This window comes from Bradyrhizobium sp. AZCC 2262, assembly GCF_036924535.1.
In the GTDB taxonomy this organism is placed as follows: Bacteria; Pseudomonadota; Alphaproteobacteria; order Rhizobiales; family Xanthobacteraceae; genus Bradyrhizobium.
Window position 1 is genome coordinate 9,288,600 of record NZ_JAZHRT010000001.1, and the last position, 13,877, is coordinate 9,302,476.

The window sequence follows — 13,877 nt, forward strand, 5'->3', positions numbered from 1 at the left end:
GGTCGATGAGCAATCATCTGTAGCGTTTAAAGGAGAAGTTACGTGAAACATCGTCAGACTATCGGCTATCTGCTCGCCGTCACGCTCTGTGCCGGACCGGCGACGGCGCAGGAGCTCACCGGGACGCTGAAGAACATCAAGGAGACCGGCGCGATCACGCTCGGCTTCCGCGATTCGTCCATTCCGTTCTCCTATCTCGACGACAACCAGAAGCCGGTCGGCTACGCCATGGACATCTGCTACAAGATCGTCGATGCCGTGAAGAAGGAGCTCAAGCTCGACAAGCTCGAGGTCAAGCTCAATCCGGTGACGTCGTCGACCCGCATTCCGTTGCTCGCCAACGGCACCATCGATCTCGAATGCGGCTCGACCACGAACAACACCGAGCGCCAGAAGCAGATCGCCTACACCAACACCCACTTCCTGACCGCGAGCCGCTACGTCACCAAGAAGGCGGGCAAGATCAATTCGATCGACGACCTCAAGGGCAAGTCGGTGGTCTCCACCGCCGGCACCACCAACATCAAGCAGCTCACCGAAGCCAACGCGGCGCGCAGCCTCAACATCAACATCATCCCGGCCAAGGATCATGCGGAAGCGTTCCTGATGGTCGAGACCGACCGCGCGGTGGCCTTCGTGATGGACGACATCCTGCTGGCGAGCCTGGTCGCCGGCTCGAAAGCGCCGGATGATTATGTGCTCTCCAAGGACGCGTTCTCCAAACCCGAGCCCTACGGCATCATGCTGCGCAAGGACGATCCGGCCTTCAAGAAGGTGGTCGATGCCGCGACCGCGGCGCTCTACACCGGCGGCGAAGGCCAGAAGATCTACGACAAGTGGTTCACGCAGAAGATCCCGCCGAAGAACCTGAATCTCAACGTTCCGATCAGCTCCGAACTCAAGAACGAGTTCGCCAAGCCGTCGGACTCGCCGGATCCGGATTCGTACAAGTAATCGTTTCCACGCCCATGCAATGGCCCGGTCATTGCATGGGCGTGCTGTATGTGGCGACACGGTGGATGGTAGGGGCCCGTGAACTATAACTGGAATTGGCACATCTTCTTCGAGCCGAACCCGGCCGGGACCGGCACCTATCTCGACATGCTGGTGTCGGGATTGCTGCTGACCATCAAGACGGCGCTGCTGGCCTGGGTCATCGCACTGATATTCGGGACGATCGTCGGTATCCTGCGGAGCCTGCCGTCGAAGACGGCGTCCTGGATCGGCTTTTGCTACGTCGAATTCTTCCGCAACATGCCGCTATTGGTGCAGCTCTTTCTCTGGTTCTTCGTGTTGCCGGAACTGCTGCCGCGTGGCGCAGGGCTGTGGCTGAAGCAGCTTCCCAATGCGCCATTCTGGACGGCGGCGATCGGAGTGGGGTTGTTCATGTCGGCGCGTGTCGCCGTGCAACTGGCGGCAGGTATCGCTTCGCTGCCGCGCGGGCAGAAGAATGCCGCGACCGCGCTCGGCCTGACCACGGCGCAGGGCTATCGCTATATACTGCTGCCGATGGCGTTCCGCATCATCATGCCGCCGCTCACTTCCGAATTCCTCAATACCGTGAAGAATACTTCCGTCGCGATCACCATCGGCCTGATCGAGCTGACCGGCCAGGCGCGCGCGATGCAGGAATTCTCGTTCCAGGTGTTCGAGGCCTTCACCGCCGCGACCGTGATGTATCTCGCGATCAACATCATCGTCGTCACCGGCATGCGCTTCCTCGAACGCAGCCTGGCGATCCCCGGCTACATCACGGGGAAATGACGATGTTCGGCAATCTCGATTTCGACGTCATCCGCCGCTCGCTGCCTTATCTGTTCCTCGACGGCATGAGCTTTACGCTGATGCTGACCGGGCTGGCTGCGCTGGGTGGCCTGGTTTTCGGCACGCTGATCGCGCTGATGCGGTTGTCGAGCTACAGGCTACTCGGCCGCATCGCCGGGCTCTATGTCGACTTCATGCGTTCGCTGCCGCTGGTGCTGGTGATCTTCTGGTTCTACTTCCTGGTCCCCTATATCGGGCAATGGTTGACCGGCGCGTCGCGGCCGATCCGCGTCGGCGCGTTCACCTCTACGCTTGTCACCTTCATCATGTTCGAGGCGGCGTATTTCTCCGAAATCATGCGCGCGGGCATCCAGTCGATCTCAAGGGGACAGCCCGCGGCGGCAAGCGCGCTTGGCCTGACCTATGCTCAGTCCATGCGCTACATCGTGCTGCCGCAGGCATTCCGCAACATGCTGCCGGTGCTGCTGACGCAGACCATCGTGCTGTTCCAGGACACTTCGCTGGTCTACGTGCTGTCGATCCCGGATTTCCTCGGCGCCGCCAGCAAGGTGGCGCAGCGCGACGGGCGGCTGGTCGAGATGTATCTGTTCGCCGCCGCGGTCTATTTCGTGATTTCCTGTTTCGCGTCCTATGGCGTCCGGCGCCTGCAGGCGCGCATTGCTATTGTTCGCTAGCGAGGGCGTATGATCGAAATCAGCCACGTCAATAAATGGTACGGACCGACATTCCAGGTGTTGAAGGACTGCACCACCAGCGTCGCCAAGGGCGAAGTCGTGGTGGTGTGCGGCCCGTCGGGCTCGGGCAAGTCGACGCTGATCAAATGCGTCAACGCGCTGGAGCCGTTCCAGGAAGGCCAGGTCATCCTCGACGGCATCAAGGTCAACGATCCCAAGACTGATTTGCCAAAGCTGCGCGCCCGCGTCGGAATGGTGTTCCAGCATTTCGAGCTGTTCCCGCATCTGCGGATCATCGAGAATCTGTGCCTGGCGCAGGAGAAGGTGCTGGGACGCTCGCACGACGCAGCGATGGCCAAGGGCGAGAAACTGCTCGAGCGCGTCGGGTTGACGGTGCACGCGAACAAATACCCGGCCGAACTGTCCGGCGGGCAGCAGCAGCGCGTGGCGATTGCGCGCGCACTGGCGATGGACCCGATCGCGATGCTGTTCGACGAGCCGACCTCGGCGCTCGATCCCGAGATGATCAGCGAGGTGCTCGACGTCATGGTCGATCTTGCCCATGAGGGCATGACGATGATGGTCGTCACCCACGAAATGGGTTTTGCCAGCAAGGTCGCCAATCGCGTGATCTTCATGGACAAGGGCGAGATCGTCGAGGATGCGCTGAAAACCGATTTCTTCGGCAGTCCGCGCAGCGAGCGCGCGCAGAAATTCCTGTCGAAGATTCTGTCGCATTAACGCCCGCCGTCATTCCGGGGCGATGCGAAGCATCGAACCCGGAATCTCGAGATTCCGGGTTCGCCTCTTCGAGGCGCCCCGGAATGACGGTCTGAAGCTGTCCACGTTAACAACTTGCGTATAGGAATGCCGCCACCGGCTTCGCTACCTCCAGGAGACTCTACTTTGGAACAAATCGCTTACGTCAATGGTTCGTTCGTGCCCATGGCTGACGCCAAGGTCTCGGTTCTCGACCGTGGATTCCTGTTTGCCGACGGCATCTATGAGGTTGCCGCCGTGCTGGACGGCAAATTGATCGACAACGCCTCGCATCTGGCGCGGCTGGAGCGTTCGGTCGGTGAGATCCAGCTGGCGCTGCCGGAAACGATCGCGCGCATTGAGGAGATCCAGAAGGAGCTGGTCAAGCGCAACAATCTCGTCAATGGCATGGTCTATCTAGAAGTGACGCGTGGCGCCGATACCGGGCGCGACTTTGCGTTTCCCAAGGGCGTCAAGCCGACGCTGATCATGTTCACCTCGACCAAGGACATCGTCAATGCACCGTCGGCCAAGACCGGCATCAATGTGATCACGGTGCCTGATCTTCGCTGGACCCGGCGCGACATCAAGAGCGTGGCGCTGTTGGCGCAGGTACTTGCAAAGCAGGCCGCGGCCGAGGCGGGCGCCGGCGAGGCCTGGATGATCGAGGACGGCAAGGTGACCGAGGGCGGCTCGTCGTCATGCTTCATCCTGACCCAGGACGACGTCATCGTGACCCGGCAGAATGGCAGCGCGATCCTGCCGGGCTGCACCCGCAAGGCGGTGGTCGCCTTGGCGGAAGAGCGCCAGCTCCGTGTCGAGGAGCGGGCGTTTTCGGTCGAGGAAGCGCTGGCGGCCAAGGAAGCTTTCATCACCAGCGCCACGGTCTTCGTGCAGGCGGTGGTGTCGATCGACGGCAAGAAGGTTGCCGACGGCAAGCCCGGTCCGATGACCAACCGGCTGCGCGAGATCTATGTCGAGTTCGCCAAGGCGACGGCGGTGTAAGCCCCAAGATGTCGTCGCCCGGCTCGCCGCCTCCGCTAAAGCTGCGGCGAGCCAAGAACGGAAAAGCCCCGGCGAAGCCTTGGCGTAGACGGGACCGGGCGACTCAGTATTCCAGAGACGTCCGTGCTTGAACCGAGAAGCCGCGGCGTACTGGATGCCCCGCCGGAGCCTGTCATCGGGCTCGCCGAAGGCGAGACCCGGTGGCGGGGCATGACTCGGTAGAGTGTGGCGCGCGCTCTTAGCGACCGCGCGACTCCTCATTTCTTCTCGAACGTCGTCAGTTGCGCGCCATCATCGGCGACGAAGATCGCGAGCAGGCTTGCCGGCTCCGTCGTGCTGGCATTCTCGCTGACGAGATGCTCGCTGCCGGGCGGCTCGAAGAACGCCTCGCCAGCCTTGTAGACCTTGGCCGGTCCGGTCGCGGAGTTCTCCGAGCGGATCTGGCCCGTCAGCACATAGGCCATCACGCTGCCGGCGTGATGATGGCTGACCGACTTGCCGCCGGGGGCATAGTTCACCAGCACGGTGGTCACGCTCTTGCCGGGGACGTTCGGCAGCTTTTCCGAACGCACGGGCGTCACCTTGTCGCCTTCGGCATGCGCGGCCGGCGTGCCGCCCGCGACCAGCGCGAGCAGGGCCGTTGCCGCAATGCCGTGAATCGATCGCGTCATGGCGTCCTCCCCTGTTGTTTACGCCACCGCAGCCTTGGCCTTCACGGGATGCACCGCGCGGAAGGCGATGGCGAGCCTGTTCCAGGCATTGATCGCCCCGATCAGCATGGTCAGGTTGACGGTCTCGGCTTCCGAGAAGTGGGCGCGCACGTCTTCGTAGAGATTGTCAGGCGCGTGGGTTTCGGCGATCAGCGTCAATGCCTCGGTCCACGCCAAAGCGGCGCGTTCGCGGTCGGTATAGAGCGGTGACTCGTGCCAGGCGTTCAGCAAGTAAAGCCGCTGTTCGGTCTCGCCCTGCTTGCGGGCATCCTGGGTGTGCATGTTGATGCAGAAGGCGCAGCCGTTGATCTGCGAAGCGCGCGTCTTGACCAGCTCGATCAGCGATTTTTCGAGGCCGGAGGCCTGGATCTGTTCCTCGAGCGCGACGAGTGCCTTGATGGTGTCGGGGGCAGCCTGATAGTAGTTCATGCGGGGTTTCATGGTCGTTCTCCTCTTGGTTTGACGTGGATAATCCTAGAGCGTTTTCAAGCGAAGTGGACACCGGTTCGCGTCAAGAAAACGCGTCAAAAAATGAATCTAGAGCCCGGTTCTGATTCAATCAGAACCGAAAAGGCTCTAGTGAGCGCCGCCGCTGGCAAGCGTATTCGGCTTCTTCAGCAACAGCACGGCGATCAGCGCGACGATCAACGCGGCGCCGAGCAGATAGAAGGTGTCGCTGAAAGCCAGGATGAAAGCCTGTTTTTGCACGATCTTTCCGATGGCGATGATGGCGCGGTGAGTGGCTTCGGCGTGATCGACGACGCCGTGGTTCACGAAATATTGTGTCAGCTGCTCGATCCGCACGCGGGTGGCCTGCTCCAGCAGGGAGACCGACTGCATCAGCACGTTGGAGTGATATTGCTCGCGCTTGGTCAACAGGGTCTGCAGCAGGGCGATGCCGACGGCGCCGCCGAGATTGCGCGTCATGTTGAACAGGCCGGAAGCCGAACCGGCGTTCTCCGGCTCGATGCCTGATGTCGCGACCGCCGACAGCGGCGCCATCACCAGCGCCTGGCCGAGCGCGCGGACGATGTTCGGCCAGAACAGCTGGTCGGTGGCGTAATCGTTGGTCATGCAGATGTTCATGAAGTTGGAGGCGGCGAACAAGGCGAAGCCGATGCCGATGATGATGCGTGCGTCGAAGCGCTGCATCAGGCGCGGCACCAGCGGGATCAGCAGGAGCTGCGGCAGCCCGGTCCAGGCCAGCACCATGCCGATCTGCTCGGCATTGTAACCCTGGATGCGTGACAGATAGACCGGCAGGATGAACACCGAACCATAGAGCGCGATGCCGAGCAGGAAATTGGCAAGCAGGCCGAAGCCGAAATTTCGGCGCGCCAGCAGGCTTAGATTGATCAGAGGCTTCTTCGCGGTGAACTCGATCACGACGAAGGCCGTCAGTGCAATCGCAGCGATGACAGACAGCTTGACGATGAAGGGCGAGCCGAACCAGTCGTCCTTGTTGCCTTCTTCCAGCACAGTCTGCAGCGCCGACAGCCCGATCGCCATGGTGGCGATACCCGCCCAGTCGCCCTCCGCGAGCTGCGACAGGTTCATCGGCTTGGCTTCCAGCGCGTAGTAGAGCATGCCGACCATGACTGCGCCGGGCACCAGATTAACATAGAAGATGTACTCCCAGCCCCAGTTCTCGGTCAGATAGCCGCCGATGGTCGGGCCGATCGCGGGCGCGAAGGTCGCCGAGAGCGCAAATAGCGCAAGGCCGATCGGCTGCTTCGCCTTCGGCAGCAGCGTGATGATCAGCGTGAACGCCATCGGGATCAGCACGCCGCCGGTAAACCCCTGCACCGCGCGCAATACGATCATCTGCGGCAGATTCTGCGCAAAGGCACAGGCCACCGAAAGCAGCAGGAACAGCACGGCGTTGGTCAGGAGATATTTGCGGATCGAGAACACCTGGGCGAGCCAGGCGCTTAGCGGGATCACCACGATCTCGGCGATCAAATAGGAGGTCGAGATCCAGCCGCCATCATCGATGCCGGCGCCGATCGCGCCCTGGATGTCGGCAAGCGAGGCGTTGACGATCTGGATGTTGAGCACCGCCATGAAAGCGCCGAGCGTCGCGCCGATCACCGCGATCCAGGTTTTGGCAGGGATGGCCTGCGCTGCGGCGCCCTTGGCTTGCGGGATGTCGGCGGAGGAAGCGGCGTTGAGGGTAGGCTGCAGCGCGGTCATCACGGACTCCTCTTGCTCAGGCAAAATGGAGGATGCATTAGGCGGTCGGTCTCGATAATCCCGGAAGGTGTGAAAGGATTGTCCAGCGGGGATTGATAGTCTTCAGCGGACATGAGCCGCCGTTCGGGCGGCGGGTGAGGGCGGTGTCCGAGGTCACCCGGGCCGGGGTCTCGCGCTTGGCCAAAACGGTTGCCTTGGTATTGACGGTCGGCACCGCCGACATGCCCGGCCGCAGCAGGCCCTTCAGGCGCTGGTCGTCCAGCACGATCTTCACCGGCACGCGCTGCACGATCTTGGTGAAATTGCCGGTGGCGTTGTCCGGCGGCAGCAGCGCGAATTCGAGACCGCTGGCCGGCGACAGGCTGTCGACATGGCCGCGTAGTTTGGTGCCGTGGAAACTGTCGATCTCGATCTCGACCGGCTGGCCGTTGCGGACGTGCGTGAGCTGCGTCTCCTTGAAGTTCGCAACCACGTAAACCGCATCCAGCGGCACAATCGCCATCAATTGCGTGCCGGCCTGCACATACTGTCCGACCCGGAGCGAACGCGCGCCAACCGTACCCTCCACCGGCGCCTTGATCTGCGTATAGGAGAGATTGAGCGCCGCCTGGCTCTCGACTGCGCGGGCGCGATCGACCTGCGCCACCGCCTTGGCGCGCTCGGTGGTGAGCACGTCGACCTTGCTCCGGGCGGCGGAGAGGCCAGACTTCGCATGCTGCAATTGCGCGGTGCCGGTGCGCTGTGCCGCGTCCGTTTGCTGAGCGCGCTGCACCGTGCCGGAGCCGGTCTTCATCAGCCCGTCGTAGCGGGCCTGTTCTTCCTGCGCGAATTTGAGATTGGCTTCAGCGGCGGCGACATCAGCCGCGGCCTGCTCGATGATCGGCTGCTGCAAGGCGAGTTGCGCATCGAGATTGCGGACCGCGGCCTCGGATGCGGCGACGTCGGCATTGGCCTGCGCCAGCGCGGCCTTGAAGTCGCGGCTGTCGATCTCGGCCAATAACTGCCCGGCCTTGACCGGCTGGTTGTCGCCGACCAGGACCTGCGCGATGTAGCCGGACACCTTTGGCGAGATGATCGTGGAATCCGCCTTCACATAGGCGTCATCGGTCGATTCCAGGTAGCGGCCGGTGGCGAGATAGTCGTAGCCGAAATGGCCGATACCGGCGACGCCCAGCGCAACCGCGAGCCCCAGCGCGGCGCGCTTGACCGCCTTGCGGGACGGGCGAAGGCTGATTTTTTCTTTGGTGTCAGAGACATAGGACGTGATCGACATGGCATCCTCGGTTACGGCTCGGGTGCGTCCTTTGCGGAGCGCCCCGGGTACGCCACCAAGATGCAATGTCGGCTCCGGTGTGATAATCCCGGAAAAAATGGAAGCATTATCAAGTGAGAGCAAACAATCGGAGGCTTCCCGATGGACCGGCTGACCAGCCTGACGGCTTTTGTCCGGGTGGTGGATAGCGGCGGGTTTTCCGCCGCCGGGCGCCGCCTCAACATGTCCACGACCATGGTGAGCAACCATGTGCAGGCGCTCGAAGACCGGCTCGGCGCCCGGTTGCTCAACCGGACCACACGGAAGGTCAGCCTCACCGAGGTGGGCCGCGCCTATTACGACCGCTGTGTCCAGATCCTCGCCGACATCGAGCAGGCCGACGACATCGCCGGCGCGCTGCAGTCGACGCCGCGCGGCACGCTGCGCGTCTACACCCATACCCACACCGTGCCGTTCGTCGCGCCCGTCGTCGCCGACTTCCTGAAATCCTATCCGGACACCAGGGTCGACCTCTCGATGGGTGAGCGGAATGTCGACATGATCGACGAAGGCTTTGACGTCGCGGTGCGGCTGGTGCCGCCACCGGACTCAAGCCTGATCGTGCGCAGCCTGGCCACCTGGCGGCACGTGCTGTGCTGCTCGCACGACTATCTCGAACAGCACGGCCGCGTGCAGCAGCTCGCCGAGCTTTCGGAGCACGATTGCATCCGCCACGCGAATTATCCGTATCAGGACGAGTGGCGGTTTGTTGACCGCAAGGGCCAGCCTGCTTCGGTAAAGGTTTCCGGGCGGCTGGTCACCAACAGCGGAGAGGCATTGCGTATGGCGGCGCTGCAAGGCATGGGCATCAGCCTGGCCGCCGGATTCATGGTCCACGACGATCTCGCGGCCGGGCGGCTGGTGCGGCTGTTGCCGGAATACCGGCCGGTCGAACTTTCCATGAATGCGGTCTATCCGCATCGCCATCATCTCTCGGCGAAGGTGCGGACCTTCATCGACATGCTGGTGCACCACAGCGGCGAACAGCAGAAGCGGATCAATCCATATTCGTGATGCTACTATCCGCAGGTGGATGACATGATACGGCCGTGGGCAGGATGCTATGGTTTTTGCGAGTTCAGGCAGGGAAGCGTAATGTTGGCAAGCAGGATCACTTCATTGAGCTGGTACGTTGCTCTGCTTGTCACGATCCTTGTTTTTCCGCCGCGCCAGCTCTCCGCGTCCACCTTTGGCCCGCCGCCGAATGCGCCGTTGTCGCTGGAGAAGCTTTCGCGGATCGACGAATTCCTCAACGATCAGGTCGCGCAAGGAAAAATTCCGGGCGCCATCGTCCTGATCCAGCGCCACGGCAAGCCGGTCTATTTCAAGTGGTTTGGCCAGCGCGATGTCGATACCGGCATCGACATGACGCCGGATGCGATTTTTCCGATGCACTCGCTGACCAAGACCGTTACCAGCTTTGCCGCGCTGATGCTGGTCGATCGCGGAACCATCAAGCTCGACGATCCCGTCAGCAAATACGTTCCTTCCTTCGCCGGCATGAAGGTCGGCGTCGAGCGCAAGGACGAGTTGGGCAAGGCGGTACTTAATCTCGTGCCGTTGCGTCGCCCCGTGACGATTGAGGATCTGCTGCTGCACACCTCCGGCATCACCTACGGCTTCTATGGCGACAGGGGACTGGTCAAGGCCGCCTATGACGGGATCTATCTCGGCGACTTCGACAATGCCGGATTTGCCGAGCGGATCGCAAAGTTGCCGCTGGCCGAGCAGCCGCGCACGCTGTGGGACTACGGGCATTCGATCGACGTGCTCGGCCGCGTCATCGAGGTCGCCTCCGGCCAGTCGCTGTACCAGTTCGAAAAGATGCAACTGCTCGATCCCCTGGGGATGCCGACGACGAAATTCTTTCTCACCGATCCGGCCGAGCGTGCACGCTATGCGCAGCCGCTCGCCAAGGATCGCCACGTCGAGCGAAATTCGCTTGATGTCACACGCTGGGAATCCGGCGGCGGTGGGCTGGTCACGACTGTCGACGATCTCGCGCGTTTTGGGCAAATGCTGCTGAACGGCGGGGCGCTCGACGGCAAGAGCTATCTCAACACCGCAACATTTGCGGCAATGACGACAGATCACATCGGCCCGGGCTCGGGCGTCGCGCGCAACTACTTCTATTACCCCGGCGACGGTTTTGGGTTCGGCTATGGTTTTGGCGTCCGCACCGATCCCGGCAATGCGGTGCCGCCGCCACCGGGTTCTCCGGGCGAGATCAAATGGGACGGCGCCACCGGCGCTTACCTCGTGGTCGACCGCGCGCAGGATATGTTCTTCGTGGTGCTGCAAAACGCGCCGTCCGGCCGCCTGCATGTTCAGGTGAACGTCAAGAAGCTGGTTTACGATGCGTTCGAAAAGTGACGCAGGCATACTTGGAGCGGAAACCATGCTGCGAAAAGCCGGCGAGAGCGATCAGGCCACCACGATGACGGGACGCATCGTGGCGTTCGACCGGGCGCGCACGTTCATCACGCTGTTGGTGGTGATCCACCATTCCGCCGTCAACTTCACCCATTTCGGCAATGGCGACCGGATGCGTTGGCTTGGCTTCGACCTGGTCGTGCTGTTCAATGACAGTTTCTTCATGGCCTTCATGTTCCTGATTTCGGGACTGTTCGTCCATGACAGCCTGACCCGCCACGGCGCGGGCGGATACTTGCGCCGCCGCGCCTGGCGATTGGGGATACCGCTCCTGGTGTCGATCTTCGTGCTGATCCCGATCGCCTATTATGCCTCGTTCCTGCGCTATCATCTGCCCGGCACGACAGACTTCAACTACTTCCATTACTGGGGGCGCATGATCACCACCGGGCCGTGGCCGTCGGGACAGTCATGGTTCCTGTGGGTGCTGCTCGTGCTCGACGTCATTGCCGCCGCGATCTGGATGACAGCACCGAAAATCCTGGGCGCCTTCGGTCGTCTGATTGGCGCCCTTCGCAGCCGGCCGACAATGGCCTTTGCGGCCTTTGTTGTCGTCTCGGTCGTGTCCTACCTGCCGATGCATCTCTGGTTCGGCGACGGCGCCTGGTTCGAGCCGGGCCATTACCCGTTTCCAATTCAGACCAGCCGCATCCTGCTCTATCCCGCCTATTTCTTCACCGGCATCGGCATTGGCGTTGTCAGCCTGAGGGTGGGCATCCTCGCTGAGGATGGGGAAGTGGCAAAACGCTGGACGGCATGGCTCTCGTTTGCGGTCCTTTTCTTTGGCCTGATCCTGCTGCTGGTCTTTGCCCATCACCACTGGATCGAAAACTTTGCTTCGCCGGCGTTGTGGTGGAGAGCAGCGTATGGCACCGTCTTCGCGATATTCAGCGCCGCCATGTCCTTTACGGTGCCGGCGACATCATTGCGGCTGTCGCGCTCCAGCCTGTGGCTGCTCGACGCGATGCAGCCATCGGCCTACGGCATCTTCCTCTTCCACTACATGTTCATCATCTGGATGCAATATTTCGTCTACGACCCCGCATGGCCCGCCGGCGTCAAGGCGGCCATCGTGTTCGCCGTCACGCTTGGCGGCAGCTGGCTGCTTACGGTGTTATTGCGAAAGATTCCGCTGGTGGCGCGGACGATTTGATTCCCACGCGCCGGCCGCGTCATGGCGGACCATGCGCCATTGCATGGCGAACGCGTGTATTAAGTGGTCCTCCTCTCGCGCTGGGGCTCTCCATGTCTCGATTTCTCGCATCGATGTTGTTCGCGCTTGCAGCGTTTTCGTGTTCGCTTGCGCCGGTATCGGCTGCCTATCCCGACCGTGTCATCAAGATCGTGGTGCCGTTTGCGCCGGGCGGCGGCACCGACGTGGTGGCGCGGACGCTGGCGCAGGAGATGGCAAGAGAGCTCGGCGCGTCCGTCATCATCGAGAACAAGCCGGGGGCGGGAACCATTCTCGGCACCCAGATGGTCGCGGCCAGCGCGCCGGACGGTTACACGCTGTTGATGGGAACGTTTGCCAATGCCGTCAATCCCAGCCTGAATGCAAAACTGCCTTACGACGCACACAAGAATTTTGCCGCGGTGGCGCTGCTGGCGCGCTCCTTCAACATCGTGGTGGTCAATCCGGCGTCGCCGATCAAATCGATCGCGGACCTGATTGCTGCGGCGAAGGCCGCACCCGGCAAGCTCAGCTATGGCACCTACGGTACCGGCACGTCGGCACATCTCGCCGGCGAATTGTTCAAGCACATGGCCGGCGTCAATCTCACGACGGTGCCCTACAGGGGCGCCGCGCCTGCGATCACCGATCTGATGGGCGGACAGATCGACGTGATCTTCACGACGGTCGCCAGCGCCGCTTCGCTGGTCGAGGCCGGTCAGTTGCGCGCCATCGCCGTGACCTCGGCCGAACGCTCGCCGGCTTTCCCGCAACTCCCCACCGTGTCGGAAGCCGGCGTTCCCGGCTACGCCGCCGAAGCCTGGTATGGCCTCTACGCGCCGGCCAAAACGCCGCCCGAGATCATCGAGCGTCTCAACAGGTCTGCCGCGAAAGCGGTTCAGGCCGAGGCGTTCAAGAAGCTTGGGACGAATGAAGGCCTGGTCATGGTGGCGGAGCCGCCGGAAGCGCTGGACCGCTATTTCGCCGGCGAGGAAACGCGCTGGCGCAAGGTGATCGAGGACGCCGGCATCAAGGCCGAGTAGGCCGCTTGCCAACGGTTCCCCCGATCGCGGTTCCTCGCTAGGATGGGGCCATGTATGTGAGCGCTTCCGAGAGCCGGGTGCTGGCGCGCATCTTCGGGCTGTTGTCCGAGGACCTCAGCGAACGCGACGTTCGCGAGGCGGTCGGTCATCATTTGCTGGAATTGCTGGAAGCCGATCATTACGCCTCGTTCGTGTGGCAGGATTCCACAGGCCGGTTTGAGAAGGCCGTGTATCTGAACATGGACCCGGCCAACATCGCGGCCTACGACCGCTATTTTCAGCAGCGCGATCCGATCACCTCAAAGCTTCAGGCCCGCCGCGAGGCGACCTTGGTCACGCAGGTGATGCCGCAGCGCGACCTGATGCGGACCGAATTCTTCAACGACTTTCTTGCCCGCGACGGCCTGCATTGGGGCGTCAATGCCTATAGTTACGTCGGCGACTGCAACATCGGCGACGTCAGGATCTGGCGTGGCCGGCGCCGCGAGAATTTCGACGGCCATACGCTGGAATTGCTGCGGCTGATCGAGCCGGCTTTCACCGGTGCGCTGGTCCGCGCGGCCGGCGGTGCGGCGGCCATCGTGGCCGACGGTTCACCGATCCTGAAACTCTCGGTGCGCGAATTCGAGATCGCGCGAATGATATCGGACGATCTCAGCGACAAGGAGATCGCGCACCAGCTGCAGGTCGAGGTCTCCACCATCCGCACCCATATCGAGCGGATTTTCACCAAGCTCGGCGTCCGCCGCCGCAGCGGCGTCGCCAGGCTGTTTGCACGGCATTAGGGCAGGC

Annotated in this window: 14 protein-coding genes; 10 read left to right on the forward strand and 4 right to left on the reverse strand. The window is 62.3% G+C overall.

The window, feature by feature from the left end:
• The first annotated feature begins 42 nt into the window (after positions 1-42).
• From V1283_RS43580 to V1283_RS43600, 5 genes are all read left to right on the forward strand, one after another.
• Entirely contained in the window at positions 43-954 is a 912-nt protein-coding gene (locus V1283_RS43580; RefSeq protein WP_334392736.1) for an amino acid ABC transporter substrate-binding protein, read from the forward strand.
• Between the two features lie 78 nt (positions 955-1,032).
• The gene (locus V1283_RS43585; RefSeq protein ID WP_334392737.1) at positions 1,033-1,764 is read left to right on the forward strand and encodes an amino acid ABC transporter permease; all 732 of its coding nucleotides are present in this window, start codon (positions 1,033-1,035) and stop codon (positions 1,762-1,764) included.
• 2 nt (positions 1,765-1,766) lie between these two features.
• Positions 1,767-2,459 (forward strand): amino acid ABC transporter permease, encoded by a 693-nt coding sequence (locus tag V1283_RS43590; protein WP_334392738.1) that lies wholly within the window; start codon positions 1,767-1,769, stop codon positions 2,457-2,459.
• 9 nt (positions 2,460-2,468) lie between these two features.
• On the forward strand, positions 2,469-3,200 hold the full coding sequence (locus tag V1283_RS43595; RefSeq protein WP_334392739.1) for an amino acid ABC transporter ATP-binding protein: 732 nt from the start codon (positions 2,469-2,471) through the stop codon (positions 3,198-3,200).
• 165 nt (positions 3,201-3,365) lie between these two features.
• Entirely contained in the window at positions 3,366-4,223 is an 858-nt protein-coding gene (locus tag V1283_RS43600; protein WP_334392740.1) for a D-amino-acid transaminase, read from the forward strand.
• A 257-nt stretch (positions 4,224-4,480) separates the two neighbouring features.
• Here V1283_RS43600 and V1283_RS43605 read toward each other — a convergent pair whose 3' ends face one another.
• The 4 genes from V1283_RS43605 to V1283_RS43620 all read right to left on the reverse strand — a co-directional run bounded on the left by V1283_RS43605 (position 4,481) and on the right by V1283_RS43620 (position 8,399).
• Positions 4,481-4,894, reverse strand: coding sequence for a cupin domain-containing protein (locus tag V1283_RS43605; protein ID WP_334392741.1), 414 nt, complete (start codon positions 4,892-4,894; stop codon positions 4,481-4,483).
• A gap of 18 nt (positions 4,895-4,912) precedes the next feature.
• On the reverse strand, positions 4,913-5,374 hold the full coding sequence (locus tag V1283_RS43610; protein WP_334392742.1) for a carboxymuconolactone decarboxylase family protein: 462 nt from the start codon (positions 5,372-5,374) through the stop codon (positions 4,913-4,915).
• A 135-nt stretch (positions 5,375-5,509) separates the two neighbouring features.
• Positions 5,510-7,126: an MDR family MFS transporter gene (locus tag V1283_RS43615; RefSeq protein WP_334392743.1), complete on the reverse strand. Its 1,617-nt coding sequence runs from the start codon at positions 7,124-7,126 to the stop codon at positions 5,510-5,512.
• A 37-nt stretch (positions 7,127-7,163) separates the two neighbouring features.
• Positions 7,164-8,399: an HlyD family secretion protein gene (locus V1283_RS43620; protein ID WP_334392744.1), complete on the reverse strand. Its 1,236-nt coding sequence runs from the start codon at positions 8,397-8,399 to the stop codon at positions 7,164-7,166.
• Between the two features lie 141 nt (positions 8,400-8,540).
• Between V1283_RS43620 and V1283_RS43625 the strand changes: the two genes are divergently transcribed.
• The 5 genes from V1283_RS43625 to V1283_RS43645 all read left to right on the forward strand — a co-directional run bounded on the left by V1283_RS43625 (position 8,541) and on the right by V1283_RS43645 (position 13,870).
• Positions 8,541-9,452: a LysR family transcriptional regulator gene (locus V1283_RS43625; RefSeq protein ID WP_334392745.1), complete on the forward strand. Its 912-nt coding sequence runs from the start codon at positions 8,541-8,543 to the stop codon at positions 9,450-9,452.
• Positions 9,453-9,533: 81 nt separating this feature from the next.
• Entirely contained in the window at positions 9,534-10,811 is a 1,278-nt protein-coding gene (locus V1283_RS43630; protein WP_334392746.1) for a serine hydrolase domain-containing protein, read from the forward strand.
• 25 nt (positions 10,812-10,836) lie between these two features.
• Positions 10,837-12,024 (forward strand): acyltransferase, encoded by a 1,188-nt coding sequence (locus V1283_RS43635; RefSeq protein WP_334392747.1) that lies wholly within the window; start codon positions 10,837-10,839, stop codon positions 12,022-12,024.
• Between the two features lie 92 nt (positions 12,025-12,116).
• Positions 12,117-13,085, forward strand: a complete 969-nt coding sequence (locus V1283_RS43640; RefSeq protein ID WP_334392748.1) for a tripartite tricarboxylate transporter substrate binding protein — start codon at positions 12,117-12,119, stop codon at positions 13,083-13,085.
• Between the two features lie 50 nt (positions 13,086-13,135).
• Entirely contained in the window at positions 13,136-13,870 is a 735-nt protein-coding gene (locus V1283_RS43645) for a helix-turn-helix transcriptional regulator (RefSeq protein WP_334392749.1), read from the forward strand.
• Positions 13,871-13,877: the final 7 nt, after the last annotated feature.

Bases quoted from the DNA above. Each gene is read 5' to 3' on its own strand.
- V1283_RS43590 (WP_334392738.1), top strand. From the start codon at position 1,767: ATGTTCGGCAATCTCGATTTCGACGTCATCCGCCGCTCGCTGCCTTAT.
- V1283_RS43595 (WP_334392739.1), top strand. From the start codon at position 2,469: ATGATCGAAATCAGCCACGTCAATAAATGGTACGGACCGACATTCCAG.
- V1283_RS43605 (WP_334392741.1), bottom strand. From the start codon at position 4,894: ATGACGCGATCGATTCACGGCATTGCGGCAACGGCCCTGCTCGCGCTG.
- V1283_RS43610 (WP_334392742.1), bottom strand. From the start codon at position 5,374: ATGAAACCCCGCATGAACTACTATCAGGCTGCCCCCGACACCATCAAG.
- V1283_RS43615 (WP_334392743.1), bottom strand. From the start codon at position 7,126: ATGACCGCGCTGCAGCCTACCCTCAACGCCGCTTCCTCCGCCGACATC.
- V1283_RS43620 (WP_334392744.1), bottom strand. From the start codon at position 8,399: ATGTCGATCACGTCCTATGTCTCTGACACCAAAGAAAAAATCAGCCTT.
- V1283_RS43625 (WP_334392745.1), top strand. From the start codon at position 8,541: ATGGACCGGCTGACCAGCCTGACGGCTTTTGTCCGGGTGGTGGATAGC.
- V1283_RS43630 (WP_334392746.1), top strand. From the start codon at position 9,534: ATGTTGGCAAGCAGGATCACTTCATTGAGCTGGTACGTTGCTCTGCTT.
- V1283_RS43635 (WP_334392747.1), top strand. From the start codon at position 10,837: ATGCTGCGAAAAGCCGGCGAGAGCGATCAGGCCACCACGATGACGGGA.
- V1283_RS43640 (WP_334392748.1), top strand. From the start codon at position 12,117: ATGTCTCGATTTCTCGCATCGATGTTGTTCGCGCTTGCAGCGTTTTCG.
- V1283_RS43645 (WP_334392749.1), top strand. From the start codon at position 13,136: ATGTATGTGAGCGCTTCCGAGAGCCGGGTGCTGGCGCGCATCTTCGGG.